Origin of the sequence: Kineococcus haloalkalitolerans (assembly GCF_050871905.1) — a bacterium.
Taxonomy (GTDB): domain Bacteria; phylum Actinomycetota; class Actinomycetes; order Actinomycetales; family Kineococcaceae; genus Kineococcus.
The window spans coordinates 26,368-49,163 of sequence record NZ_JBJLSH010000001.1; the positions used below are offsets into that span (position 1 = coordinate 26,368).

18 protein-coding genes, 1 tRNA gene and 1 pseudogene are annotated in these 22,796 nt (G+C 77.8%); 9 read left to right on the forward strand and 11 right to left on the reverse strand.

The window, feature by feature from the left end; genetic code table 11:
- Positions 1 to 15: 15 nt before the first annotated feature.
- On the reverse strand, positions 16 to 1,443 hold the full coding sequence (gene dacB / locus ACRYMY_RS00125; protein WP_432545235.1) for a D-alanyl-D-alanine carboxypeptidase/D-alanyl-D-alanine endopeptidase: 1,428 nt from the start codon (positions 1,441 to 1,443) through the stop codon (positions 16 to 18).
- 318 nt (positions 1,444 to 1,761) lie between these two features.
- Between dacB and ACRYMY_RS00130 the strand changes: the two genes are divergently transcribed.
- Both ACRYMY_RS00130 and ACRYMY_RS00135 read left to right on the forward strand, forming a co-directional pair.
- Entirely contained in the window at positions 1,762 to 2,271 is a 510-nt protein-coding gene (locus ACRYMY_RS00130) for an inorganic diphosphatase (protein ID WP_432545390.1), read from the forward strand.
- Positions 2,272 to 2,475: 204 nt separating this feature from the next.
- On the forward strand, positions 2,476 to 2,913 hold the full coding sequence (locus tag ACRYMY_RS00135; protein WP_432545391.1) for a MerR family transcriptional regulator: 438 nt from the start codon (positions 2,476 to 2,478) through the stop codon (positions 2,911 to 2,913).
- A 21-nt stretch (positions 2,914 to 2,934) separates the two neighbouring features.
- Here ACRYMY_RS00135 and ACRYMY_RS00140 read toward each other — a convergent pair whose 3' ends face one another.
- Positions 2,935 to 3,795 carry an SMP-30/gluconolactonase/LRE family protein gene (locus tag ACRYMY_RS00140; RefSeq protein ID WP_432545236.1) on the reverse strand — a complete coding sequence of 287 codons (861 nt, stop codon included), beginning with the start codon at positions 3,793 to 3,795 and terminating at the stop codon, positions 2,935 to 2,937.
- Positions 3,796 to 3,956: 161 nt separating this feature from the next.
- On the opposite strand from ACRYMY_RS00140, the gene ACRYMY_RS00145 reads away from it, so the two are divergent.
- The gene (locus ACRYMY_RS00145) at positions 3,957 to 5,684 is read left to right on the forward strand and encodes a putative bifunctional diguanylate cyclase/phosphodiesterase (protein WP_432545237.1); all 1,728 of its coding nucleotides are present in this window, start codon (positions 3,957 to 3,959) and stop codon (positions 5,682 to 5,684) included.
- Here the strand turns inward: ACRYMY_RS00145 and ACRYMY_RS00150 are convergent.
- From ACRYMY_RS00150 to ACRYMY_RS00160, 3 genes and pseudogenes are all read right to left on the reverse strand, one after another.
- Positions 5,660 to 6,361: a response regulator gene (locus ACRYMY_RS00150; protein WP_432545392.1), complete on the reverse strand. Its 702-nt coding sequence runs from the start codon at positions 6,359 to 6,361 to the stop codon at positions 5,660 to 5,662. The two genes, ACRYMY_RS00145 and ACRYMY_RS00150, sit on opposite strands and share 25 nt — an antisense overlap.
- On the reverse strand, positions 6,358 to 7,458 hold the full coding sequence (locus tag ACRYMY_RS00155) for a sensor histidine kinase (protein WP_432545238.1): 1,101 nt from the start codon (positions 7,456 to 7,458) through the stop codon (positions 6,358 to 6,360). The genes ACRYMY_RS00150 and ACRYMY_RS00155 overlap by 4 nt, the downstream gene beginning before the upstream one ends.
- Before the next feature lie 277 nt (positions 7,459 to 7,735).
- A pseudogene (locus ACRYMY_RS00160) lies at positions 7,736 to 8,320 on the reverse strand (hypothetical protein); the annotation flags it as partial.
- Positions 8,321 to 8,352: 32 nt separating this feature from the next.
- Between ACRYMY_RS00160 and ACRYMY_RS00165 the strand changes: the two are divergent.
- The gene (locus tag ACRYMY_RS00165; RefSeq protein WP_432545239.1) at positions 8,353 to 9,729 is read left to right on the forward strand and encodes a cation:dicarboxylate symporter family transporter; all 1,377 of its coding nucleotides are present in this window, start codon (positions 8,353 to 8,355) and stop codon (positions 9,727 to 9,729) included.
- A gap of 78 nt (positions 9,730 to 9,807) precedes the next feature.
- Here ACRYMY_RS00165 and metX read toward each other — a convergent pair whose 3' ends face one another.
- Both metX and ACRYMY_RS00175 read right to left on the reverse strand, forming a co-directional pair.
- On the reverse strand, positions 9,808 to 10,992 hold the full coding sequence (gene metX, locus ACRYMY_RS00170) for a homoserine O-acetyltransferase MetX (RefSeq protein ID WP_432545393.1): 1,185 nt from the start codon (positions 10,990 to 10,992) through the stop codon (positions 9,808 to 9,810).
- 116 nt (positions 10,993 to 11,108) lie between these two features.
- Positions 11,109 to 12,461 (reverse strand): bifunctional o-acetylhomoserine/o-acetylserine sulfhydrylase, encoded by a 1,353-nt coding sequence (locus ACRYMY_RS00175; protein ID WP_432545240.1) that lies wholly within the window; start codon positions 12,459 to 12,461, stop codon positions 11,109 to 11,111.
- Positions 12,462 to 12,886: 425 nt separating this feature from the next.
- Here ACRYMY_RS00175 and ACRYMY_RS00180 point away from each other — a divergent pair, with 425 nt between their 5' ends.
- The 3 genes from ACRYMY_RS00180 to ACRYMY_RS00190 all read left to right on the forward strand — a co-directional run bounded on the left by ACRYMY_RS00180 (position 12,887) and on the right by ACRYMY_RS00190 (position 15,952).
- The gene (locus ACRYMY_RS00180; protein ID WP_432545241.1) at positions 12,887 to 13,306 is read left to right on the forward strand and encodes a hypothetical protein; all 420 of its coding nucleotides are present in this window, start codon (positions 12,887 to 12,889) and stop codon (positions 13,304 to 13,306) included.
- Positions 13,307 to 13,368: 62 nt separating this feature from the next.
- Positions 13,369 to 14,388, forward strand: coding sequence for a zinc-dependent alcohol dehydrogenase (locus ACRYMY_RS00185; protein WP_432545242.1), 1,020 nt, complete (start codon positions 13,369 to 13,371; stop codon positions 14,386 to 14,388).
- Between the two features lie 364 nt (positions 14,389 to 14,752).
- Entirely contained in the window at positions 14,753 to 15,952 is a 1,200-nt protein-coding gene (locus tag ACRYMY_RS00190) for an acyltransferase family protein (protein ID WP_432545243.1), read from the forward strand.
- Here the strand turns inward: ACRYMY_RS00190 and ACRYMY_RS00195 are convergent, their stop codons facing one another.
- Positions 15,953 to 16,735 (reverse strand): hypothetical protein, encoded by a 783-nt coding sequence (locus ACRYMY_RS00195; RefSeq protein ID WP_432545244.1) that lies wholly within the window; start codon positions 16,733 to 16,735, stop codon positions 15,953 to 15,955.
- Between the two features lie 147 nt (positions 16,736 to 16,882).
- On the opposite strand from ACRYMY_RS00195, the gene ACRYMY_RS00200 reads away from it, so the two are divergent.
- A complete protein-coding gene (locus ACRYMY_RS00200; protein WP_432545245.1) occupies positions 16,883 to 18,220 on the forward strand; it encodes a DUF2254 domain-containing protein in 1,338 nt (445 codons plus the stop codon).
- Positions 18,221 to 18,274: 54 nt separating this feature from the next.
- Here ACRYMY_RS00200 and ACRYMY_RS00205 read toward each other — a convergent pair.
- The 3 genes from ACRYMY_RS00205 to ACRYMY_RS00215 all read right to left on the reverse strand — a co-directional run bounded on the left by ACRYMY_RS00205 (position 18,275) and on the right by ACRYMY_RS00215 (position 21,110).
- A tRNA-Thr gene (locus tag ACRYMY_RS00205) sits at positions 18,275 to 18,348 on the reverse strand.
- A 189-nt stretch (positions 18,349 to 18,537) separates the two neighbouring features.
- Positions 18,538 to 20,085 (reverse strand): alpha/beta hydrolase, encoded by a 1,548-nt coding sequence (locus ACRYMY_RS00210; protein ID WP_432545246.1) that lies wholly within the window; start codon positions 20,083 to 20,085, stop codon positions 18,538 to 18,540.
- A gap of 65 nt (positions 20,086 to 20,150) precedes the next feature.
- Entirely contained in the window at positions 20,151 to 21,110 is a 960-nt protein-coding gene (locus ACRYMY_RS00215; RefSeq protein WP_432545247.1) for an oxygenase MpaB family protein, read from the reverse strand.
- 175 nt (positions 21,111 to 21,285) lie between these two features.
- Between ACRYMY_RS00215 and ACRYMY_RS00220 the strand changes: the two genes are divergently transcribed.
- Positions 21,286 to 22,785 (forward strand): potassium/proton antiporter, encoded by a 1,500-nt coding sequence (locus tag ACRYMY_RS00220; RefSeq protein WP_432545248.1) that lies wholly within the window; start codon positions 21,286 to 21,288, stop codon positions 22,783 to 22,785.
- Positions 22,786 to 22,796 lie beyond the last annotated feature (11 nt).

Here is a 22,796-nt window from a genome sequence, read left to right on the forward strand (position 1 = left end):
CACGGTACGCGCCGGTCAGCGGCAGCCGCAGGCGGCGAGGGCGGCCCCCACGCGGTCCAGCACCTCCTGCGCGGCGAGGGTGCCGCCGGGCGGGACGGCATCGGCCAGCACGGCGAAGGCCAGCAGGCGCCCGTCGGCGGTCTGCGCGTAGCCGGCCAGCGAGCTGACCCCCGTCAGCGTGCCCGTCTTGGCGCGCACGGCCCCGCCGCCCGCGGCGGCCGGCGCGGTGTCGCAGCGCAGGGACAGCGTGCCGGTGGCGCCGCAGACGGCCAGGCCGGTGACGGCGGCGCGCAGGTGCGCGGCGCCGGGGTCGTCGGAGGCGGCCAGGACCAGCAGGTCCCGCAGGGCGCTCGCGGTCAGCCGCGTCTCGCGCCCCAGCCCGCTGCCGCCCTGCAGCCGCACCCCGGTGACGTCCACGCCCAGGGCGGCGACGCGCTCGACGACGGCGGCGGAGGCGTCGTCGAAGGTGCCGGGACGCCCGGAGGCGAGCGCCACCCGGCGGGCCAGGACCTCGGCGAGGGTGTTGTCGCTGGTGGCGAGCATGAGCTCGACCTGCTCGGCGGTGGTGGCGGAGCTGACGGCGGCCAGCTCCTCGGCGCCGGGCGGCGCGGCGGCGCGGGCCACGTCGCCGACCACCCGCACGCCGCGCGCGGTGAGCCCCTCGGCCAGCTGGGCGGCGGCCGCCAGCGCCGGGTCGGGCTCGCGGGGCGGGTTCGGGACGTCGCGCAGGCGGCCCTCGTCGACGGCCAGCGGGCTGATCGGGGCGACGTACCCGGCGGCCACGTCCCCGGAGCCCCAGCCGGGCGAGACGGCGGGGCCGGTGAACAGCCCGTCGTCCAGGCGCAGCGCCACCGAGGTGCGCCCGCGCGCGAGCAGGGCGGCGGCCGCCGCGTCGGCGAGGTCGCCCAGCCCGGCGCGCCCGTCCACGAGGGCGGGGTCGCCGGCGGCGCCGTCGAGCAGGACGTCGCCGCCGGCCACGAGGACCACCTCGTCGGCGGTGGCGCCGGCCACCACGCGGGTGGTGGCGCGCGAGCCGGGGCCCAGGGCGTCGAGGGCGGCCACGGCCGTGAGCACCTTGGTGGTGGAGGCGGGCGCGCGGGACGCGTCGGCGTCGCGGGTCAGCAGGGGCTGGCCGGTGGCGGCGTCGGCGACCGCGGCGGACACCCGCGGGCCCAGGGCGGGGTCGGCCAGCAGGGGGGCCAGGACGCCGTCCAGGACCGCGGCGTCGGGCACGGGCGCGTCCGCGGCGACGGCCTCGAGCACGGCCGCGGCCGGTCGCTGGGCGGCCGGGTCGGCGGCGGGGGCCGTGGGCAGCGGCGGCGCGGTGGGCGGCGCGGTCGTGGTCAGCGGGCCGGGCACGGCGTCGACGACGTCCAGGCCCGCCCAGGCGCCGGTGAGCACGACCACCGCCGCGGCAGCCGCCGCCACCACCCGTCCCCGCACCGCTCCCCCGTCCCCGCCGGCCGCACCGGCGCGCACCGGCGCACCCGTCCGCGCACTCGTCCGCGCACCCGTCCGCGCGCCCGTCCGCGCGCCCGTCCGCGCGCCCCTCCGCGCGCCCCTCCGCGTGGAGGGACGGTGACCGCTGGTGGGGACGGGGCGGCGCGCTGCGCCACACTGCTGCGCGACACTAACGCGGCCCGCCGCGCGCCCCGGCGCCCGGCGGCACCGCACCGGAAGGGCTCGCGCGAGGCGGGGCCCTGCGAGAGGAGCAGCGTGACCAAGGCACCCACGTCGAAGGACCACCCCTCGGACGAGGTCGTGAAGCCGACGGAGCCGACCGAGTTCGACGCGACCATCGAGATCCCCAAGGGTCAGCGCAACAAGTACGAGGTCGACCACGAGAGCGGCCGCATCCGCCTGGACCGGATGCTGTTCACGTCCACGCGCTACCCGCACGACTACGGGTTCATCGAGGGCACGCTGGGCGAGGACGGCGACCCGCTGGACGTGCTGGTCATCCTCGAGGAGCCCACCTTCCCCGGCTGCCTCATCGCCTGCCGCGCCATCGGCATGTTCCACATGCGCGACGAGGCCGGCGGCGACGACAAGGTGCTGGCCGTGCCCGCGGGCGACCCGCGCTGGGACGGGGTGCAGGACCTCGAGGACGTCAGCGAGTTCGACCGCCTCGAGATCCAGCACTTCTTCGAGACCTACAAGGACCTCGAGCCCGGCAAGAGCGTCGAGGGCGCCAACTGGGCCGGCCGCGAGGAGGCCTACGCGGAGATCGCCCGCTCGTTCGAGCGCGCGAAGGCCGCCGGGCACCACTGACCCGGCCCTCCCCCCGGGCGCCGCGCGCGCCCCGCACCGCGACCGCGGGTGGTCCAGCGCCGGGCCGCCCGCGTCGCGGGGGGTCGCGGGGACACGGGGGCCCCGCCGCGGCGGCTAGCATCGGGTGCCCGTCCGGCGGCGCCGAGCCGTGACGCCCGAGCGCGGGAGGGCGGCGGACGGAGGGTGGCGCGCGTGTCGAGGTTGATGCAGATCGGCGAGGTGGCCGAACGGGTCGGCTACAGCTTCCGCACGATCCGCTACTACGACGAGATGGGGCTGGTCACCCCCTCGGCCCGCACCCCCGGCGGCTTCCGGCTCTACACCGAGATGGACGTCTACCGGCTGCTGGTGCTCAAGCGCATGAAGCCGCTGGACTTCTCCCTCGACGAGATGCGCGAGCTGCTGACGGTCCTGGACGCCCTCGACGGGCGGGTGGAGTCCCCCGTGCCGCGCGAGGAGCTGTTCGAGCGCCTGGACGGGTTCCGCGCGGCGGCCGACGCCCGCGTGGAGAAGCTGCGCGAGCGCCTGGCGATGGCCGAGGAGTTCGCCCAGCGCCTGCGCGACGAGGCCGCCGGCCGCACGTCGGGGGGCACCCCGGCGCCCGAGCCCCCCGTGCGCCAGGACGCCCCCACCACCACCTGAGAGCCCGCCGGGCCCCGCGGGTCAGCCCGCGAAGGGCAGCACCGGCAGCCCGCGCACGCCCGGCCGGTACCGGAAGACGCTGCCCGCGGCCGGGTCGTCGTCCTCGGCGAGGTTCTCCCGCGAGGTCGTGATGTACAGGTCCGCCAGGTCGGGGCCGCCGAACGCGCAGGCCGTCACCTGGCGGGCGCCCACCTCGACGACCTCGTCGAGCGTGCCGTCGGGGGCGTAGCGGCGCACCGCGGACCCGCCGAACAGCGCCACCCACACCCCGCCCTCGGCGTCCACGGTCAGCCCGTCGGGGCGGTTGGTGCCGCTGTCGTCGTTCACGGTGACGAACGGGCGGCGGTCCAGGAGGCCGGCGTCGCGGTCGTAGTCGAAGACGTCGGTGCGCCCGGTGGGGGTGTCGTTGTAGTAGGCCAGGCGGCCGTCGGGGCTGAAGCCGAAGCCGTTGGAGATGGTCACCCCGGTCACGACGGGGGTGGTGGTGCCGTCGGGGTCCAGCCGCCACAGCGTGCCGCGGCCCTCGGCCACGTCGTAGGCCATGGAGCCGGTGTAGAAGCGCCCGTCGGGGTCGCAGCCGCCCTCGTTCATGCGCACGCCCTCGCCCGCGCCCCACAGCTCCGGCAGGTGCGTCAGGGAGCCGTCGGCGTCCTCGAGGGCGAAGCCGCGCTCGACGGCGAGCACGGCCCCGCCGCCGGTGCGCGGGCGCACCACCGCGGCGACGTCGCCGACGTGGGCGCGGCGCAGGGCCCCGTCGCCGGCGAGGGTGACGACGTCACCGGCGAGCATGTCGACGAAGCGCAACCCTCCCCACTGCTCGCTCCAGCACGGCCCCTCGCCGTGGTGGACGATCCGGTCGGTCACGCGCTCGGCTGCAGGCACGCGCCGACCCTACCCACGTGGGCGTGGGACGCACCCGCCGTGATGACCTTCATCCTCCCGGGTGACGAGGATCGAGAACGGTCAAGCCGTCCACCCGTCCCGGTCGATGGGACGGGGTGCCACCGTCCCCGTCCCCCCCGGTGTCCGCGACCCCGCGGGTCATGGGCGTCTCGACGGGCTGCTTCCTGCTGGCCGGGGCCCTCGCGGCGGTGGCGCTCGCCTTCGGCACGGACATCGCCGGCGCGGCGCAGCGGGTGACGCTGCTGGTGGGCGGGACGGCCGCCGCGCTGGGGGCGGCGCTGCTGCGCTGGGGCGTGCACCTGCCCCGCGCGGGCTACCACGTCGTCGTCGTCGCGGGGACCGTGATGGTCACGATCGTCGCGGCCCTGGCGCCCTCGCCGGCGACGGCCCTGGCGACCGCGGCGCTGTACGTCTTCGTCACCGTCGACGTGTTCTTCTTCTTCACCCCGCGCGAGGCCGTCGCGCAGCAGCTGCTCGCCGTCGCCGCGGCCGTGGCGGTGCTCTGGTCGCGGGGCGCCGACTGGGGCCACCTGGTGACCGCGCTGCTGACCTGGTCGGTGGTGGCGGCCGTCGTCGGCCACCTCGCGGGCCGCGCCTCGCAGGCCGGGCGGGACAGCCTGACCGGGCTGGCCAACCGGCGCGGCTTCGACGCGGCCCTGGACGCCGCGGTGCCCGAGGCGCTGCGCACCGGCGCCCCGCTGTCCCTGGCGCTGCTGGACGTGGACCATTTCAAGCGCGTCAACGACCGCTTCGGGCACGCCGCGGGCGACGAGCTGCTGCGCGCGCTGGCCCGCGAGTGCGCCGCCGCCCTGCCGCGCGAGGCGGTCCTGGCGCGCTTCGGCGGCGACGAGTTCGCCGTGCTGCTACCGGGCCTGCGCGGGCCGGCGGCGTGCGAGCTGCTGGAGCAGCTGGTGGCCGGCAGCACCCGGGTGGGCCTGTCGTGCGGCGTCGCGGAGCTGCAGCCGGGGGAGGAGGTCGGCGACCTGCTGCGCCGCGCCGACAGCGCCCTGTACGCGGCCAAGTCCGCCGGGCGCGGGCAGAGCCGGCTGAGCGGGGGCACGTCCGCGGAGCTGGTCGCCGACCTGCGCGAGGCGCTGGCCGCCGGTGACGTGCGCGCCCACGTGCAGCCCGTCGTGGCGCTGCCCGCCGGGCGGCTGGTGGCCGTGGAGGCGCTGGCGCGGTGGACGCACGCGGTGCGCGGGCCCGTGTCCCCGGCGGAGTTCGTGCCCGTCGCCGAGGCCAGCGGGCTCATCGGCGAGCTGGGCGCCGCGGTCCTGGCCGACGCGTGCGCGGCGGCCGTGGAGCTGCGCGGGCGGCACCCCGGGCTGCGGGTCACCGTCAACGTCTCGGGGCGCGAGCTGACGGCGCCCGGCTACCCCGGCCGGGTGCTGCGGACGCTGCGCGCTTCCGGGCTGCCGGCCGCCGCGCTGGTGCTGGAGGTGACCGAGAGCCTCCTCGACGCCTCCAGCGAGGCGGCCCTGCGCGCCCTGGCGGAGCTGCGCCGGCTGGGGGTGGCCGTCGCCATCGACGACTTCGGGACCGGCTGGTCGGCGTTCAGCCGCCTGGACACCCTGCCCGCCGACTACCTCAAGCTCGACGCCGGGTTCATCGCGGAGATCACCACGTCGCCGCGCCGGGCGGGGATGCTGCAGGCGCTGCTGGGGCTGTCGCGGACGCTGGGGCTGCAGGTGGTCGCCGAGGGCGTGGAGACCGCCGAGCAGGCCGACCTGCTGTCGCGGCTGGGCTGCCCCCTGGCGCAGGGCTGGTTCTTCGGCCGGCCGGTGCCACCGGAGGACCTGGACGTCCCCGCCGCGGCTCCGTCACCCGCCGAGGAGCGGGCGGGTCAGAGGGCGGCGGTCGGCAGGTAGGCGAGCTCGGGGCGCCCGGCGCCGCCGTAGCGGGGTTCCCGGCGCACCCGGCCCGCCGCGGCCAGGTGCTCCAGGTAGCGGCGCGCGCTGCCGCGCGACAGGCCCGTCAGCTGCGCCAGCTCCCCCGCGCTGAGCCCCGCCCCGGCCGGGGCGGCGCGCAGGTGGTCGGCGACGGCCCGCAGCGTGCCGGGCGCGATGCCGCGCGCCGGGCCGGCGGCGGTGCGCAGCTGACCGAGGGCGGCGTCGATGGCGGTCTGGTCCAGCCGGCCGCCGTCCGCCTCCCCGGTGGCGCGGGCCACCTCCTCGCGGAAGCGCGCGTAGGCGCGCAGCCGCTCCTCCAGCGCCGCCGCCGTGAACGGCTTGAGCAGGTACTGCACCACGCCCATCGACAGCGACCGGCGCACCACCTCCTGGTCGCGGGCCGCGGTGACGGCGATGACGTCGGCGGGCACGGCAGCCGCGCGCAGGGCCCGCAGGACCTGCAGGCCGTCGACGTCGGGCAGCGTCATGTCCAGCAGCACCAGGTCGACGCCGCCGCGGCCGACGGCGTGCAAGGCCTCCCGGCCGCTGTGGACGGCGGCGACGACCGCGAAGCCGGGCACGGCGCCGACGAGGTCGGTGTGCGCGGCCGCCAGCAGCGGGTCGTCCTCGACGACGAGGACCCGCACGTCGCTCACGGCACCACCGCCCGGCCGCCGGCGGCCGCGGGCCGCGCGGACGTCGCCGGGCCCGCGGGCGGGCCGGGCGGGACGGGCAGCGCGACGACGACCGCGCCGCCGCCGTCGTCGACGGTCTCCGGCGCCTCGTGCCGCACCGTCCCGCCGTGCCGGCGCACGACCTGCCCCACCAGCGCCAGGCCCAGCCCGTGCCCGGCGCTCCCACCCCCGCTCCCGCCCCCGTTCCCGCCGGCCAGGCGCTGCTCCTTGCGCGACCACCCGCGCGCCAGGGCCTCCTCCAGCCCGCCGGGGCCGAAGCCGGGGCCGGAGTCCGCCACCCGCACCTCCAGGACGCCCGGCGCGTGCGGGGGCCCGCTGACCAGCACCCGCGCCCAGCGCGGCGCCGGGGCGGCCAGCGCCGCCTCGACGGCGTTGTCGACGAGGTTGCCGACGACGGTGACGAGGTCGCGCGCGGGCAGGACGCCCTCGCCGAGCGCCGTGCCGGGCTCCACCTCCAGCTCCACGCCCACCTCGGCGGCCTGCGCGGACTTGCCGATGAGCAGGGCCGCCAGGGCCGGGTCGGCGACGTCTGCGACGACGAGGTCGGTCAGCTGCTGGGCCTGCGCGAGCTCCTGCGTGGCGAAGCGGACGGCGTCGCGCACCTGCCCGCGCTCGACGAGGGTGACGACCACGTGCAGCCGGTTGGCCGCCTCGTGCGCCTGCGAGCGCAGCGCCTCGGCGAGCCCCTGCACGGCCTGCAGGTCCTGGGTCAGGGTCTGCAGCTCGGTGTGGTCGCGCAGGGTCAGCACGGTGCCCACCCGGCGGCCCTCCCAGACGGCGGCCGTGCGGCTGACCACGAGGACCCGGTCGTCGGTGACGACCACGTCGTCGACCGGCTCGTCGCCCGGCCCGGGTCGCTCGCCGGCCCCGTCCACGAGCCGCTGCAGCGGCGCGGGGAAGCGCACCCCGCCGCCGGGGCCGGCGGGCAGCAGCCGGCGCGCCTCGTCGTTGACGACCTGCTGCCGCCCGGCCGGGTCGACGACCACCAGCCCCTCGCGCAGGGCGTGCAGGACGGCGTCGGAGACCTCCCACAGCCGGGTCAGCTCCGAGGGCTCCATGCCGTGGGGGGGGGGGGGGGGGGGGGGGGGGGGGGGCGGGGGGGGGGGGGGCCGCGCGGGGGGGGGCGGGGGCGCGGCGGGGGGGGGCGGGGGGGGGGGGGGGGGGGGCGGGCGGGCGAGCAGGTCGGGGGCGCGACCGACCCCACGGCGGGGACCTGGCCGGGGAGCACGCGCGGGGGGTCGGCGGCCCCCCCCAGCGGCCCAGCAGCAGGCTGCCCGCGGTCGCGACGCCCAGCGCGAGCGCCGCCGGGCCGAGCAGCGCGGGCAGCTGGTCGCGCAGCTCCTGACCCAGCGTCGCGGTGGTGACGCCGACGGCGACGGCGCCGACCACGGGGCCGTCCTCGCCGGAGGTGCCGGCGGCCCGCACCGGCACGACGGCCCGCACCGACGGGCCGAGCGTCCCCGTGTACGTCTCCACGACGCGGCCGCCGGCGAACGCGGCCGCCGCGTGCCCGACGAAGGTGCGCCCGACCTGCGCGGGGTCCGGGTGGGTCCAGCGGACCCGGTCGCGGTCCATGACGGTGACGAAGCTGACGCCGGTGGTGGCGCGCACGACGTCCACCTGCTCGCGCACCCCGGCGCGCGTCCCGGCGGCGGCCGGGTCCCACGTGGCGCCGGGCGCGCTCAGGCCCGCCCGCACCTCCGGGGAGGCGGCGACGGCGGCGGCGACGTCGGCCACGCGCTCGCCCGCGTCGGCGCGCCCGTCGGCGCGCGCGTGCAGGACGACGGCGACCGCGGTGCCGGCGACGACGACGAGGACGACGGCCAGCTGCACCAGCAGCACGCGCGCCGCCAGCGTCCAGCCGCGGCGGTGGACGAAAGGTGCAGAAGCTCGTCGGCCCGCTCGACCCGCCAGCACCATCGCCTCCTCGCGTCCCCGATGAGGAGGGTCCCATGAGCACAGCCGCTCAGAAGCGCGACCGCACCCACTACCTGTACGTCTTCGTCATCGCCGCCGTGGTGCTGGGCATCGGAGTGGGCCTGCTGGCCCCCGACGTCGGCACGGCGCTGAAGCCGCTGGGCGACGGCTTCATCGCTCTGGTGCGCATGATGATCGCGCCGATCATCTTCTGCACCATCGTGCTGGGGATCGGCTCGGTGCGCAGGGCGGCGCAGGTGGGCCGGGTGGGCGGCACGGCGCTGCTGTACTTCCTCGTGATGAGCGGCTTCGCGCTGGTCATCGGCCTGCTCGTGGGCAACCTGCTGCCGGTCACCGACCTGCAGCTGACCGAGGAGCTGCGCGCGGAGGGCGCCGAGCGCGCCGCCCAGGCCCACGAGGCCGGCGGGACCGTCGACTTCCTGCTGGGGATCATCCCCACGTCGCTGCCGTCGGCGCTGACGGACGGCTCGGTGCTGGAGGCGCTGTTCGTGGCGCTGCTCGTCGGGTTCGCGATCCAGGCGCTGGGCGAGCGCGGCGAGCCGGCGCTGCGGGCCGTCGAGGTGCTCCAGCGCATCGTCTTCAAGGTCCTGGCGATGGTGATGTGGGCGGCGCCCGTGGGCGCGTTCGGCGCGATCGCGGCCGTCGTGGGCGCCACGGGCGTGGACGCGCTGAAGGCGCTGGCCGTGGTCATGGTCGGCTTCTACGTCACCTGCGCGCTGTTCGTCCTCGTCGTGCTGGGCTCGCTGGTGCGCCTGGTCGCCGGTGTCGGGCTGTTGTCCCTGCTGCGCTACACGGCCCGCGAGATCCTGCTCATCGTCTCCACCTCGTCCTCGGAGACGGCGCTGCCGCGGCTCATCGCCAAGATGGAGCACCTGGGGGTCTCGAGGTCCACGGTCGGCATCACCGTGCCGACGGGCTACTCCTTCAACCTCGACGGCACGGCGATCTACCTGACGATGGCCTCGCTGTTCATCGCCAACTCCCTGGGCGACCCGCTGTCGCTGGGCGAGCAGGTCTCGCTGCTGGTCTTCATGGTCATCGCCTCCAAGGGCGCGGCGGGCGTGTCCGGCGCCGGCCTGGCCACGCTGGCGGGGGGCCTGTCCTCGCACCGCCCGGAGCTGCTGGACGGCGTGGGCCTCATCGTCGGCATCGACCGGTTCATGTCCGAGGCGCGCGCGGTGACCAACTTCATCGGCAACACCGTGGGCACGCTGGTGATCGGCACGTGGGCGCGGCAGGTGGACCGCGAGCGGCTGCGCGCGGTCCTGGCCGGTGAGCTGCCGTTCGACGAGGCGTCGATGGACCCCGCGGTCGTCCCGCCGCCGGTGTCCGCCCAGCGCGCGCCGGAGCACTCGGCGCTGCCGATCGTGAGCGCCGACGCGCACCGCTGAGCGAGCGCCCCGCACGACGACGGCGCGCCGCTTCCCGGACCGGGGGCGGCGCGCCGTCGTCGTGCTGCGGGCGGGTCGTCAGCCGGCGGCGCCCAGCGCGAGGGTCTCGGTGACCAGCGGCGCGATCTGGTCCAGCTCCAGCAGGAAGCCGTCGTGCCCGTACACCGAGCGCACGAGGCGCAGGCCCCCGACGGCGCTGGGGGCGGCCTCGACGATCCGGCGGGAGTCGGCGACCGGGTACAGGCGGTCGGAGTCGACGGCCGCCACCACCAGCGGCACACCCACCGCCGCGAGCGCCGCCTCGGTGCCGCCGCGGCGGAACCCGACGTCCCAGGTGTTCATGGCGTCGGTGAGGGCGACGTAGCTGCCGGCGTCGAAGCGGCGCACGAGCTTGTCGGCGTGGTGGTCCAGGTAGCTCTGCACGGCCCAGCGGCCCGGCGCGGCCGGCGCGAGGGGGTCCTCCCCCACCTGCGGGCTGCGCCCGAAGCGCTCCTGCAGCTCCTCCGCGGTGCGGTACGTCAGGTGCGCCAGCCGGCGGGCCAGGCCGAGGCCGGTGTGCGGGCCCTGCCCGGCGGGCAGGTCGTGGTAGTCGCCGCCGTGCCAGCCGGGGTCGGCGAGGACGGCGGCGATCTGCGCGCTCTGGGTGCCGATCTGGTCGGCGGTGGAGGCCGCGCAGGTGGCCAGCACGAGGCTGGCGCCGACGCGGTGCGGCTGGGCGGCGGCCCACTCCAGGGAGCGCATCCCGCCCATCGACCCGCCCAGGACGGCGGCGAAGCGCCGCACGCCCAGGGCGTCGGCCAGCCGCGCCTCCGCCTCGACCTGGTCGCCGACGGTGAGGCGGGGGAAGGCCGAGCCCCACGGCAGCGGGGAGCCGGGACGGCGCGAGGCCGGCCCGGTGCTGCCCTGGCAGCCGCCGAGGACGTTGGCGGCCACGACGAACCAGCGGTCGGTGTCCAGCGCCAGGCCGGGCCCGACGAGGGAGGACCACCAGCCGGCGGTGGGGTGCCCGTCGCCGGCGGGCCCGGCGACGTGGGAGTCGCCCGTCAGGGCGTGCTCGACGAGCACGGCGTTGCCGCCGTCCTCGTCGAGCGTCCCCCACGTCTCGTAGGCCAGGCGCACCTGCGGCAGGACGCCGCCCAGCTGCAGCGGCAGGTCACCCACGTCGGCGAAGCGGCGCCGGCCGACCGGGTCCCCCTCGCGCCAGGCGCCCGTCGCGGGCGGCACGGCCCGCCGGGCGCGCGCGGCGGGCAGCGCCTGCTCCACCGCCCGCGCGGCGGCGCGGGCCTCCGAGGTGCTCACCACGTCGACGACCACTGCTCCCTCAGTCCTCCCGATGCCCGTCCGCCAGTGTCCCAGCGCCCGCGGGCGCCCCGGACCGCTCAGCCGCGCGCTGCGGCGAAGCCGCGCTCGAGGTCGGCGAGGACGTCCTCGATCCCCTCGATGCCGACGGCCAGGCGCACCAGGCCCGGGGTGACGCCGGTGGTCAGCTGCTCGGACGGGTCCAGCTGGCTGTGCGTGGTGGAGGCCGGGTGGATGACCAGCGAGCGCACGTCGCCGATGTTGGCCACGTGCGAGTGCAGGACGAGGGCGTCGACGAAGCGGCGCCCGGCCTCCAGCCCACCGTCGATCTCGAAGGCCAGGACGGCGCCCGTGCCGCGGGGGGCGTAGCGCTGGGCGTTGGCGTGCCACGGGGAGGTGGGCAGGCCGGCGTAGTTGACCGACAGGACCTGCTCGTGGGCGGCGAGGTGCTCGGCGACGCGCTGGGCGTTGGCGACGTGCCGCTCCATGCGCAGCGACAGCGTCTCGATGCCCTGCGCCAGCAGGAAGGCGTTGAACGGCGAGAGGGACGGGCCGATGTCGCGCAGCAGCTGCACGCGCGCCTTGGTGACGAAGGCGGCGGGGCCGACGGCGTCGGTGTAGACGACGCCGTGGTAGCTGGGGTCGGGGGTGGTCAGGCCGGGGAAGCGGCCGGAGGCGGCCCAGTCGAAGCGGCCGCCGTCGACGATCGCGCCGCCGATGGCGGTGCCGTGCCCGCCGAGGTACTTGGTCGCCGAGTGCACGACGACGTCGGCGCCGTGCTCCAGCGGCCTGATCAGCCACGGGGTGGCGATGGTGTTGTCGACGACGAGGGGGACGCCGACGGCGTGCGCGGCGTCGGCGACGGCGCTGATGTCGAGGACGTCGCCGGCGGGGTTGGAGATCGTCTCGGCGTAGAAGAGCTTGGTCTCCTCCCGGGCGGCGGCGCGCCAGGAGGCGACGTCGTCGGGGTCCTCGACGAACGTCGTGGTGATCCCGTACTTGGGCAGGGTGTGCCGCAGCAGGTTGTAGGTGCCCCCGTACAGGCGCGGGCTGGCGACGACGTGGTCGCCGGCGGAGGCGATGTTGAGGATCGCCAGGGTCTCGGCGGCCTGGCCGCTGGCGACCAGCAGGGCGCCGACCCCGCCCTCGAGGGCGGCGATCCGCTGCTCGACCGCGTCCGTGGTCGGGTTCATGATCCGCGTGTAGATGTTGCCGGTCTCGGCCAGGCCGAAGAGGGCCGCGGCGTGCTCGGAGTCGCGGAAGGCGTAGCTGGTGGTCTGGTAGATCGGCAGCGCCCGGGCGTTGGTGGCCGGGTCGGGGGCCTGGCCGGCGTGGACCTGCTTGGTCTCGAAGCTCCAGGCGGCGGGGTCGACGTCGGGGGTGCCGGGGGCGCCGGCGGGGGTGGCGGACGCGTCGTGGTGCTGGTCGCTCACGGGGGTTCCTCTCGGTGGCGTGCGGGGGTGCGTCCCGGTCGCGCCGCGCGGGGTGGCGCGGGGCGCGCGGGTGCGCGGGGGACGTGCGGGCCGGACGTGCGGGGACGTCAGCGGCGTCGACACCAGCCGTCGAAGAGGTAGGGGCGCCGCCCGGGCCAGAAGGGGTCGAGCACCACCAGCGCGGGGCGCGCGCGACCGGGGGTCCGGCCGGTGGGGCGCGCCGCGGGCATCACGGGTCGATCGTGCCGCCGGGGACGGTGGGCGGGCAACTCCGGTGCGGTCCGGCCGGAGCGGCGAGATCACTGGACGTGGTTGAGCGATCACGAGGCGGAACCGGTCGTCGTCTGGCAGGCTGACCGCGGCCACGCTCAGCGCTCAGACGATCACGCTGAGCTGAACACCCGATCACGACCCCAGGAGTCCCCATGGACGAGCAGCGCGCCCCCGGCGGGCTCCCCGCCCGCGGCACCACCACCGTCGACGCCGACGGCCTGTCGCTCGCCGACGACGCCGCCCACGGCGACGCCGGCCCCGGCGACCTGGAGGTCCTGCGCTGGGACGCGCCGGCCTGGGCCTCGCGCGGCCTGGAGGTCGAGGGCGGCTGGCTGCACACCTTCGAGGCGCGCGTCGTGCCCCTGGAGGGCGACGAGGGCGCCGAGCGCCCGTGCCCCGTCCGGCTGGAGAGCGCCGACCTCGCCTACGCCGAGGCCGGGCAGACCGTCCTGCGCCGCTTCGGCCCCCGCGTCTACGTCGGCGACATCGCCCAGCTGTCGCTGCCCGAGGCCCAGCGCCTCGTCGCCGCGCTCACCGAGGTCATCGAGCGGGCGGCGACCGCCGAGCGCTGAGCGCTCTGCGAGGATCCGCCCAGCGGCGTCGCCGGGACGCCACGGACGGGAGGGCGCTGCGCATGGCTGCCGGCAGCACGGGACGGGCGGTGCGCGTCGACGCGCCGGGTCAGCTGGAGCTCGTCGAGGTGGAGGTCGCCCCGCCGGGGCCGGGCGAGGTCCTCGTCCGCGTCGCCTGGTGCGGCATCTGCGGCTCCGACCGCGAGGTCTTCGCCGGTACCCGCCCCGCCGAGTTCGTCCGCTACCCCGTCGTGCCCGGGCACGAGTGGTCCGGCACCGTCGAGGCCGTCGGCGAGGGCGTGCCCGCCGAGCTCGTGGGCCGCGGCTGCGTCGGCCAGGGCATCCGCACCGCCGACCACGCCCCCGCCTCCGTCGCCGGGGACACCGCCGCCTGGCCGCAGGAGTACGAGGAGACCGGGTTCACGCTGCCCGGCGGCTGGGCCGACCACCTCGTCCTGCCCGCCCGCTACCTGCACCTGCTGCCCGAGGGCGCCGACCTGCGCTCCGCGGCCGGCATCGAGCCGGCCGCGTGCGTGGCCGAGGCCGTCCTGCTCGCCGACGTCACCGTCGGCTCGAAGGTCGCCGTCATCGGCGCGGGCGCCCTCGGCCTGCTCGCCACCCAGCTGCTGCGCGGCGCCGGCTGCGAGGTCACCGTCGTGCACCGCACCCGCGAGCGCGAGGAGCTGGCCCGCACGTGCGGCGCGCAGCACTACGCCGTCTCCGACGAGGCCGAGCCGCTGTTCGGCACCTTCGACGCGGTCGTCGAGGCGGTCGGCGTGCCCGGCATCGCCCGGCTGGCGACCCGCCTGGGCCGCCCCGGCGCCCGCGTCGTCCTCACCGGCATCCCCGGAGAGGACGCCGACGACCTGTCCTCGCTGGAGCTGGTGTCCCGGCAGGTGCACGTCATGACGGTGTTCGGCGCCCCCACCCGCGCGTGGGCGTACGCCGTGCGCGCCTTCTCGATGGGGATCCTCGACCCGTCGGTGATCGTCACGCACGAGTTCGACCTCGCCGACGCCGCGGAGGCGCTGGACCTGCTGGGCCGCCGCTCCGGCGCCCTGAAGGTCCTCCTCAAGCCCTGACCCCGGCTCCCCCGCCGTGGTCCCGCGCGGAGTCGCACGCCGACCGCTGGGCCTCTCGGACCAGCGGGTCACGTGTGACTCCGTGCGGGATCACGGCGGGAGTGGAAGCGGGCAGGAGCGGCGGGTCCGCGGCGCGCAGGGCGCCGAACCGCTCGGCGACGGCGGAGCGGCGCACGGGGCAGCCGGAGGACGCGGCCGCGAGCACGACCGGCACCCGCCCCCCCGCCCGACCGGGACACTGACGCTGCGTCGCACGGTCGTCGCGCAGCGAGGTGGTGGCCCCGCGCACCTGCCTCGACGGGCCTCGCACGTGGTTGAGTGCTCACCCGTGCCCACTCCGGAGAGCCCGCCGACGCCGCCCCAGGTGTCACAGGCGCCCCACGAGCCCCAGCCGTCCCGGTCCACGGGGACCCGGCTGTCCACCCACGGCCTGCACGGGGTGCGGGCCGTCGGCGCCCTCCTCGTGGTCCTGGCGCACCTGACGGGCCCCCACGGCTTCGAGGGCAAGGTGTTCGGCGGGCCGGGCGCCTTCGACGCCCTGCACGACGCGACGGTCGGGGTGGGCGTGGACGTCTTCCTCACCCTCAGCGGCTTCCTGCTCGTCCTCACCGCGGCCGGGCCGCGCCTGGGCGAGCGGTCCGCCGGGGCGTCCCTGTGGCGGCGCCTCGTGCGCGTCCTGCCCCTGTACTGGCTGGCCACCACGGGGGTCCTGGCGGTCCACCTGCTGCTGCCCGGCGCGGTCAACAGCAGCCAGGAGCACCCGCCGGACGTCCTGGCCTCCTACCTGCTGCTGCCGCAGCCGGGCCTGCCGCTGCTGCTGGTGGGCTGGACGCTGACCCACGTCGTCGCCTTCTACCTCGTCTTCCACGCCGGCCTGCTCACCGGCAGCGCGCGGGGGCTGTGGACGGTGCTGGGCGCGTGGGCCGCCGTCGTGACCGCCGCCGCGCTCGCGGCGCTCCTCACCCCGCCGGGCGCGGCCGGGCCGTGGCTGGTGGCGCTGGGCAGCCCGCACAACCTCCAGCCGCTGCTGGGCGCGGCGCTGGCCCAGGCGCTGCTGGCCGGGTGGCGCCGCCGCGGCGGTCTCGCGCTGGGCGCGGGGGCGGTCCTGCTGCTGGCCCTGACCGGGGCCCGGCTGCTGCCGGTGCCCGGCACGACGAGCGGCGCGTACCGCCTGCTCGGCGTCACCACCGCCGTGCTGCTCCTGCTGTACGGGCTCGTCGCGCTGGAGCAGTCGCACCGCCGCCGCACCCCCCGCCCGCTGGCGACCGTGGCCGCCTCCTCCTACTCGCTGTACCTGGTGCACGTGCCGCTGGTGGGCGCGCTGGCGGTGCTCGCGGGGCGGCTGCCGCTGCCGACGGCGACCCCGGTGCGGGTGGGGGTCGTCCTGCTCGTGCTGCTGGCCTGCCTGGGGCTGGCGCGGCTCGTGCACCGGTTCGTCGAGCGGCCGCTGGTGGCGGCCCTGACCGACCGGGTGCCCGCGGCGCTGGCCCGCCGGCGCGCCCCGCACGTGGTGGACGTGACCGCGGCCGGCGCCGTCCCGCGCGCGGGCGACCCGGTCGGCTGATCAGGCGGGCTCGACGGCCACGGCGGTCGCGTCCCCGCACGTCGTGCCGTGCGCGGCGGCGACCCGCGGGTCGTCCGCCGGCACCCCGGCCGCGACCGTCTCCGCGTCCCCGTTCCGGGCGTGGACGCGGTCGGCGTCGACGACGACCTCCGTGCGGGTGACCGTCCACGTCGTCCCGTCGTCGCTGGTGGCGTCCTCGCCGTACAGGTGCAGGCCGTCGGCGCGCGCCTCGCAGGCGAGGCCGGTGCCGTACGGGGTGAAGCCGAGGCTGAACGTGTACTGCCCGCCCGTCGCGTCGGGCACGGGGACCAGGCCGGCGTCCTCCTGGCGGTAGACGTACAGCGCCACGGAGCGGCCCGTGTCCAGCAGGACGACCGGCGCCCCGGACGCCAGGACGGCCGCGGACGCGCTGGCCCGCTGCGGGGCGGCGGAGGTGGAGGCGACCGACGACACCCCGTCCGCGCTGGCGTCGACGCCGAGGCGGCGCTCGCCGTCCACGTCGGCCAGCCACAGCGTGTCCGGGACCCCGTCGCCGTCGAGGTCGACGGTCGGGGCGGTGCCCGCGCCGGCGGGGACGGCGTCCACGGGCGGGGCGCTCGCGGTGGTGGGGCTCGTGGCGGTGCTCGTGGCGGGGACCGGCGCGGTCGCCGACGACGAGGTCGCGGGGGTGGTGGGCGCGGTGGCGGCGGCGTCCTGGCCGCCCCCGCCGCTGCAGGCGCCGAGCGCCAGGGCGGCGAGGAGGACGGGCGCGGCGGCGCGCGCGGTGCGGGAGGTGGTGCTCACGACGGCTCCCCGGGGTTCTCGAGGGCGGTGGGCGGCCGGCCACCACCCCGCAGAACGGTGCGTCGGAGCAACCTGTTCCGGCGTCCGCGTGCGCCCGGGGTGCCGCCCCCGGAAGCTGGCCCACGGCACCGGCGGAGGGGGACGGACGTGGGCGGGTGGCTGAGCACGCGGTGGGAGGACGCCCGCGCGCGCCTGTGGTTCCTGCCCTCGGTCCTCGTGGCCGCGGCCGTCGCCCTGGCGCTGGGGCTGCTGCGCGTCGACGCCGCGCTCGACGGCCTGGGCAGCGCCCGCCACCCCGTCAGCACGGTGCTGTTCAGCGGGTCGGCCGACGCCGCCCGCACCCTGCTGTCCGCGATCGCCGGGTCGCTGCTGACGGTCCTGTCCATCTCGTTCTCGCTGACGATGATCGCCCTGCAGCAGGCGTCCTCGCAGTTCTCCCCGCGCATCCTGCGCTCGATCACCGCCAGCGCGGTGAACCAGACGGTGGTGGGCGCGTTCGCGGGGACCTTCGTCTACGCCCTGCTCGTGCTGCGCACCGTGCGCAGCGACGACACCGGACCCGAGTTCGTCCCCGCCCTGTCGGTGACGGTGGCCGTGGCGATGTCGCTGGTGTGCATCGCGCTGCTCGTCTACTTCATCCACCACGTCTCGCAGTCGCTGCAGGTCTCCGTGGTGATCACGAGGCTGCGCGACACCCTGCTGCGCGAGCTGGACGGCGTGTACCCCGACCGCGTGGCGGAGCCCGCCGACACCACCGGGGGCTCCGGCGCCGCGGCGTGGGCGGCGCGGCTGGCCGCCGGCGCCCACAGCCGCGTGACGGCCACCACCGGCGGCTTCGTGCGCGACGTCGACGAGGACGCGCTCGACGAGGCCCTGGGCTCCGGCGCCCCGCGCTCGGTGCACGTGGTGGTCGGCATCGGCGAGTTCGTCCCCCGCGGGGGGCTGGTGGCGATCGCCGCCCCACCGCTGGACGACGACGCCCTCGACGCGGTCCGCGCGGCCGTCGTCCTGGCCGACGAGCGCACCGACCACCGCGACCCCGCCTTCGTCGTCCAGCAGCTCGTGGACGTCGGGCTGCGGGCGATGTCCCCGGGCGTCAACGACCCCACGACCGCCGAGCACGTGCTGCTGCACCTCGGTGACGCGCTCACGGCGGTCGCCGGCCGGGACCTGCCGGACCCGCTGCGGCAGCTGCCCGGCGGCTCGCGGGCGCTGCTGGAGCGGGCGGACTGGGACGACCTGGTCGACGTGGCCTTCAGCCAGCTGCGGCGGGCCGCCGAGGGCGACGTGCGGGTCACCGTCCGCCTGCTGGAGGTCCTGGCGCGGCTGGCCGGCGCGACCGGCGAGCCGGGGCGGCGGGCGGCCCTGGCGCAGCAGGTGGCGGACGCGGCCGGGGCCGCGGAGCGGTGCGAGGACTGGACCGACGGCGACCGCGAGCGGGTCCGGGAGGCCCTGAGCCGGGCGCGGGGAGCCACGACCGGCTGAGGCCGGGGACGACCGCGGGGGGCGTCCTGGTGGACGCCCCCCGCGGTCGAGGTGAGCCGCCTCGGGGAATCGAACCCCGGACCTACGCATTACGAGTGCGTCGCTCTGGCCGACTGAGCTAAGGCGGCACGTGCCCTCGCGAGCACGCGGACGACTCTACAGGACACCCGGGGTGACCCTCACCCCGCGCACGGCGGCCCGGCGCGGGCGGCGCTGACAGCGAGCCTGCACGACCGGGGCGGCACGCCGCGTCGGACGGTCTCCGGGACGGCGTGTCCCCGACCCCGTGCAGGCTGGCTGTCAGCCCCGGCCCCGCCTCAGCAGCGCGTGCCGTCCTCGGGCACCTGCCCGCCCACGAGGTAGGCGTCCACGGCCTCGTCCACGCAGGCGGAGACGCCCATCCGGTAGGCCGTGTGCCCGTCTCCGTCGAAGGTGAGCAGGACGCCGCTGGACAGCTGCTCCGCCAGGCCCTCCGCCCAGACGTACGGGGTGGCGGGGTCGCGCGTGGTGCCCACGACGACGATCGGGTCCGCACCCTCCGCGGTCACCGGCGCGGGCGTGGAGACCGCCGGGAACGGCCACGTCGCGCACGGCAGGGAGCTCCACGCCAGGAAGGGCCCGAACGTCGGCGCCCGGTCGGCGATGTCGTCCGCGGCGGCGGCCACGTCCACCACGCCCTCCACGTCGCCGCGGTCCAGGCAGTTGACCGCGTAGATCGCCGTCATGAGGTTGTCGGCGTACTCGCCGTCCTCACCGCGGCGGGCGTACTGGTCCGCGAAGGCCAGCAGCGGGGCGCCGTCGCCGCGGAAGGCCGCCGCCAGGGCGTCGGACAGGTCCGGCCACAGCGCCTGCGAGTACAGCGGCTGCGCGATCCCGTACACGCCCAGGCCCTGCGTCAGCTCCCGGTCGGTGCCGGTGCCCAGCGGTGCGGCGTCCAGGGAGTCCAGCAGCGCGCGCACCTGCGCGACGCCGTCGTCGACGCTGCCGCGCAGCGGGCAGCCGGAGGCGGACAGGCAGTCCTCGACGTAGGCGCGCAGCGCCGTCTCGAAGCCCTGCGCCTGCCCGAGGTCGACGTCCTCGCCGGACAGGGAGGGGTCGAGGGCGCCGTCGAGCACGAAGCGGCCGACCCGCTCGGGGAACCGGTCGGCGTAGGCGGCGCCGATGGACGTGCCGTACGACTTGCCGAGGTAGCTGAGCTTGTCGTCGCCGAGGGCGGCGCGCAGGACGTCCAGGTCGCGGGCGACGCTGCCGGTGTCGACGTGGGGGGCCATCCGGTCGTCCGCGCACGCCTCGCCGAAGCCCCGCGACAGCTCCTCCCAGCGCTCGACCTCGGCCGGGCCGTCGGGGGTGGCGTCGGCGGACAGGAACTCGTCGAGCTGGTCCGGCTCCAGGCACCGCACCGGCTCGGACTGCCCGACCCCGCGCGGGTCGAACCCGACGACGTCGAAGTGGGCGCGCACGGCGTCGCTGACGACGCTCTGCGCGGCGCGGGCGTACTCGACGCCGGAGGCGCCGGGCCCGCCGGGGTTCAGGACGAGGGAGCCGAGGCGGTCCTCGCCCGTGGCGCCCGTGGGCAGGCGGACCAGCGCCAGGCTGGTGGTGCCGGCGGCGGGGTCGTCGTGGTCGAGGGGGACCGTCAGGCGCGAGCACTCGAAGCCGCCCTGGCAGTCGGTCCACGTCAGCCGCTGCTCGTAGAAGGGGGCCAGCGCGGGGTCGTCGGCGGCCTCGCCGGCCACGGCGGTGGCCGTCGCGACGGGCACGGGGTCGGGGCCGTCGTCGAAGGCGGAGCAGCCGGTGAGCAGCAGGGCCGCGGCGAGCCCCGCCGCGAGCGGGACGGCCGGGCGGGGCGGGCGGGGCGTGCGCATGGTGCCTCCACGCTACGTGCCGGACCGCCGGGCGCGGCTGTGACGACGGCCACGGCCGCCGCGGCTCACGCCGGCGCGTCGAGCCAGTCGGGGCGCGGGCCCAGCCCGAGGCGGTGGCGGGCGGCCTCCTCCGAGGGGCTGCGCGGGCCGAGGACGGCGCGGGTGGCGAGCAGCTGGGCGCGGGTGGCGGCCAGCCGGGCGCGGGCCCGCGGCGAGGACGCGCGCCCGGGCACCCGCGCCCACGGCGCCACGACCGGGGAGACCAGGTGCGCGGCGGCGCCCGCCAGGCCGGTGTAGAAGACCGCCTCGGCGCGCCCGAGGCCGGGCGGGGCGCCCAGGAAGGCGCGCAGGTCCTGCGGCACGGGGGCGAGCCGGTCGCGGTGGGCGGCCAGCGCCTCGGCGAGCCCGGCGCGCGAGTCCGGCAGGTCACGGGCCCCGAGGGCGTGGGCGCTGCGGGCCCAGTCGGCGACGTAGCGGTCGGGCCAGCCGCGGCCGTGGCGGCGGGTCAGGTCGCGGCCGACGGCCAGCTGGGCGGCGAGGAAGGCGTCGGTGAAGGCCAGGTGCACCCAGCGCAGCAGGTCGGGGTCGGAGGCGGAGTACGGCTGCCCGCCGGGGGCGGTGCCGCGCACCCGCCGGTGCACGCCCCGCACCCGCGCGGCCTCCCGCTCGGCCAGCTCGGCGGAGCCGAAGGTGCTGACGACCAGCCAGCGCGCCGTGCCGGCCAGCCGCGCCCAGGGGTCGCGCTGGTAGGCGGAGTGGGCCTGCACCCCCGCCAGGGCCAGCGGGTGCGCGCCCTGCCCGATCAGGGCGGCGACCCCGCCGACGAGGGTCGCCAGGTCGCCGTGCACGCGCCACACCACGCCGCCGGGCTCGAACCACCCCTCGCCGGTGCCGACGAGCGCGATGTCGCGGACCCAGGCCGGCGCGCCGCTGGGGTCGCCGGAGACGCGGCTGCGGAAGGTGGCGCGCACGCGCGCGGGCAGACCCGCTCCCCGTGGCGCGGCGGCGGGGGTCGCGGACGTCACCGCCCCAGCGTCACCGGCGCCCCGCCGGCCCGCGACCCGGCGGGGTGGGCGCGGCGGCGGGCGGGTGGGGCGCGGCGGGTGCGCGCCTGGGATGCTGGCCCCTCGGGCGGAGAGGGGTGGGACGGCTGACCAGCGTGCTGCGGACGGGACCGGACGCGGCGGCGGGGGTGCGGTCGTGACCATCGGCGAGCTGAACTGGACGGTGCTGGCCACCGCGGCGCTCGTGCTCGTGGCCGTCGCCGCGGTCCGCCTGTCCACCCGCGCGGGCCTGCCGACGCTGCTGCTGTACCTGGGCCTGGGCCTGCTCATCGGCGAGGCCGGGCTGGGCCTGGACTTCGACGACGCGGCCGTCACCCAGGCCGCGGGGCTGTTCCTCCTGGCGGTGATCCTCGCCGAGGGCGGTCTGACGACCCGGTGGGAGACGGTGCGGCCCGTGCTGGGGCTGGCGACGGTCCTGGCCACGGGCGGGGTCGTGGTCAGCGTCGCGGTGACGGCCGCCGTCGCGCACTTCGCGCTGGGCGTGGACCTGCGCACGGCCGTGCTGCTGGGGGCGGTGGTCTCCTCCACGGACGCCGCGGCGGTGTTCTCCGTGCTGCGGCGGCTGCCGGTGCGCGCGCGCACCCGCGCGGCGCTGGAGGCCGAGTCCGGGCTCAACGACCCGCTGGTCGTCATCCTCGTCACGGTCGTCGTCTCCCCCAGCTGGGAGGAGGCCGACCCGCTGCTGCTGGCCGGGCAGGTGCTGTACCAGCTCGCGGCCGGGGCGGCGCTGGGGCTGCTGGTGGCGCGCGTCGGCGGGTGGGTGCTGCGCCGCAGCGCCCTGCCCTCGGCGGGCCTGTACCCGATCGCGACGCTGGCGATCGCGCTGCTGGCGTTCGCGGTGGCCGGGGTCGCCGGGGCGTCCTCGTTCCTGGCCGTCTACGTGGCCGGGCTGTGGCTGGGCAACGCGGAGCTGCCGCACCGGACGGCGACGATCGGCTTCACCGAGGCGCTGGCCTGGCTGGCGCAGATCTCCCTGTTCGTGCTCCTGGGGCTGCTGGCCAGCCCGTCGCGGCTGCCGGAGGCCCTCGTGCCGGCCCTGGTCGTGGGCGGCGGGCTGCTGCTGGTGGCGCGGCCGCTGTCGGTGCTGGTGTCGGCGACGCCGTTCCGGGTGCCGTGGCGCGAGCAGGTGTTCGTCTCGTGGGCGGGCCTGCGGGGGGCGGTGCCGATCGTGCTGACGACGATCCCGCTGAGCGTCGGCCTGGAGGCTGCCACGCAGGTGTTCGACGTCGTGTTCCTGCTGGTCGTGGTGTTCACGCTGCTGCAGGCGCCGACGCTGCCGTGGCTGGCGCGCCGGCTCGGGGTCGTGGAGGACGCGGCGCCCAGCGACGTGGACGTCGACTCGGCGCCGCTGGAGGGGCTGGGCGCGGACCTGGTGCAGTTCCGGGTGCCGCGCGGCTCGCGGCTGAACGGGGTGACCGTGCAGGAGCTGCGCCTGCCCGGCGACACCGTCGTCTCGCTCGTGGTGCGCGAGGGCCGCAGCGTCGTCCCGGGCCCGTCGACGCCGCTGCGGACGGCGGACGAGCTGCTGCTGGTGGTCCGCGAGGCGGATCGGGACGCGGTGACGCGCCGGCTGCAGGCGGTCAGCCGCGGGGGCCGGCTGGCCGGCTGGCGGACCACGCGGGAACCGCCCGCCTGAACCCCGCCGGG

What these genes read in the sequence shown, in the direction of transcription:
- ACRYMY_RS00135 (WP_432545391.1), top strand. Translation starts at nt 2,476, where the DNA reads ATGCAGATCGGCGAGGTGGCCGAACGGGTCGGCTACAGCTTCCGCACG.
- ACRYMY_RS00145 (WP_432545237.1), top strand. Translation starts at nt 3,957, where the DNA reads ATGGGCGTCTCGACGGGCTGCTTCCTGCTGGCCGGGGCCCTCGCGGCG.
- ACRYMY_RS00155 (WP_432545238.1), bottom strand. Translation starts at nt 7,458, where the DNA reads ATGGAGCCCTCGGAGCTGACCCGGCTGTGGGAGGTCTCCGACGCCGTC.
- ACRYMY_RS00165 (WP_432545239.1), top strand. Translation starts at nt 8,353, where the DNA reads ATGAGCACAGCCGCTCAGAAGCGCGACCGCACCCACTACCTGTACGTC.
- ACRYMY_RS00180 (WP_432545241.1), top strand. Translation starts at nt 12,887, where the DNA reads ATGGACGAGCAGCGCGCCCCCGGCGGGCTCCCCGCCCGCGGCACCACC.
- ACRYMY_RS00185 (WP_432545242.1), top strand. Translation starts at nt 13,369, where the DNA reads ATGGCTGCCGGCAGCACGGGACGGGCGGTGCGCGTCGACGCGCCGGGT.
- ACRYMY_RS00210 (WP_432545246.1), bottom strand. Translation starts at nt 20,085, where the DNA reads ATGCGCACGCCCCGCCCGCCCCGCCCGGCCGTCCCGCTCGCGGCGGGG.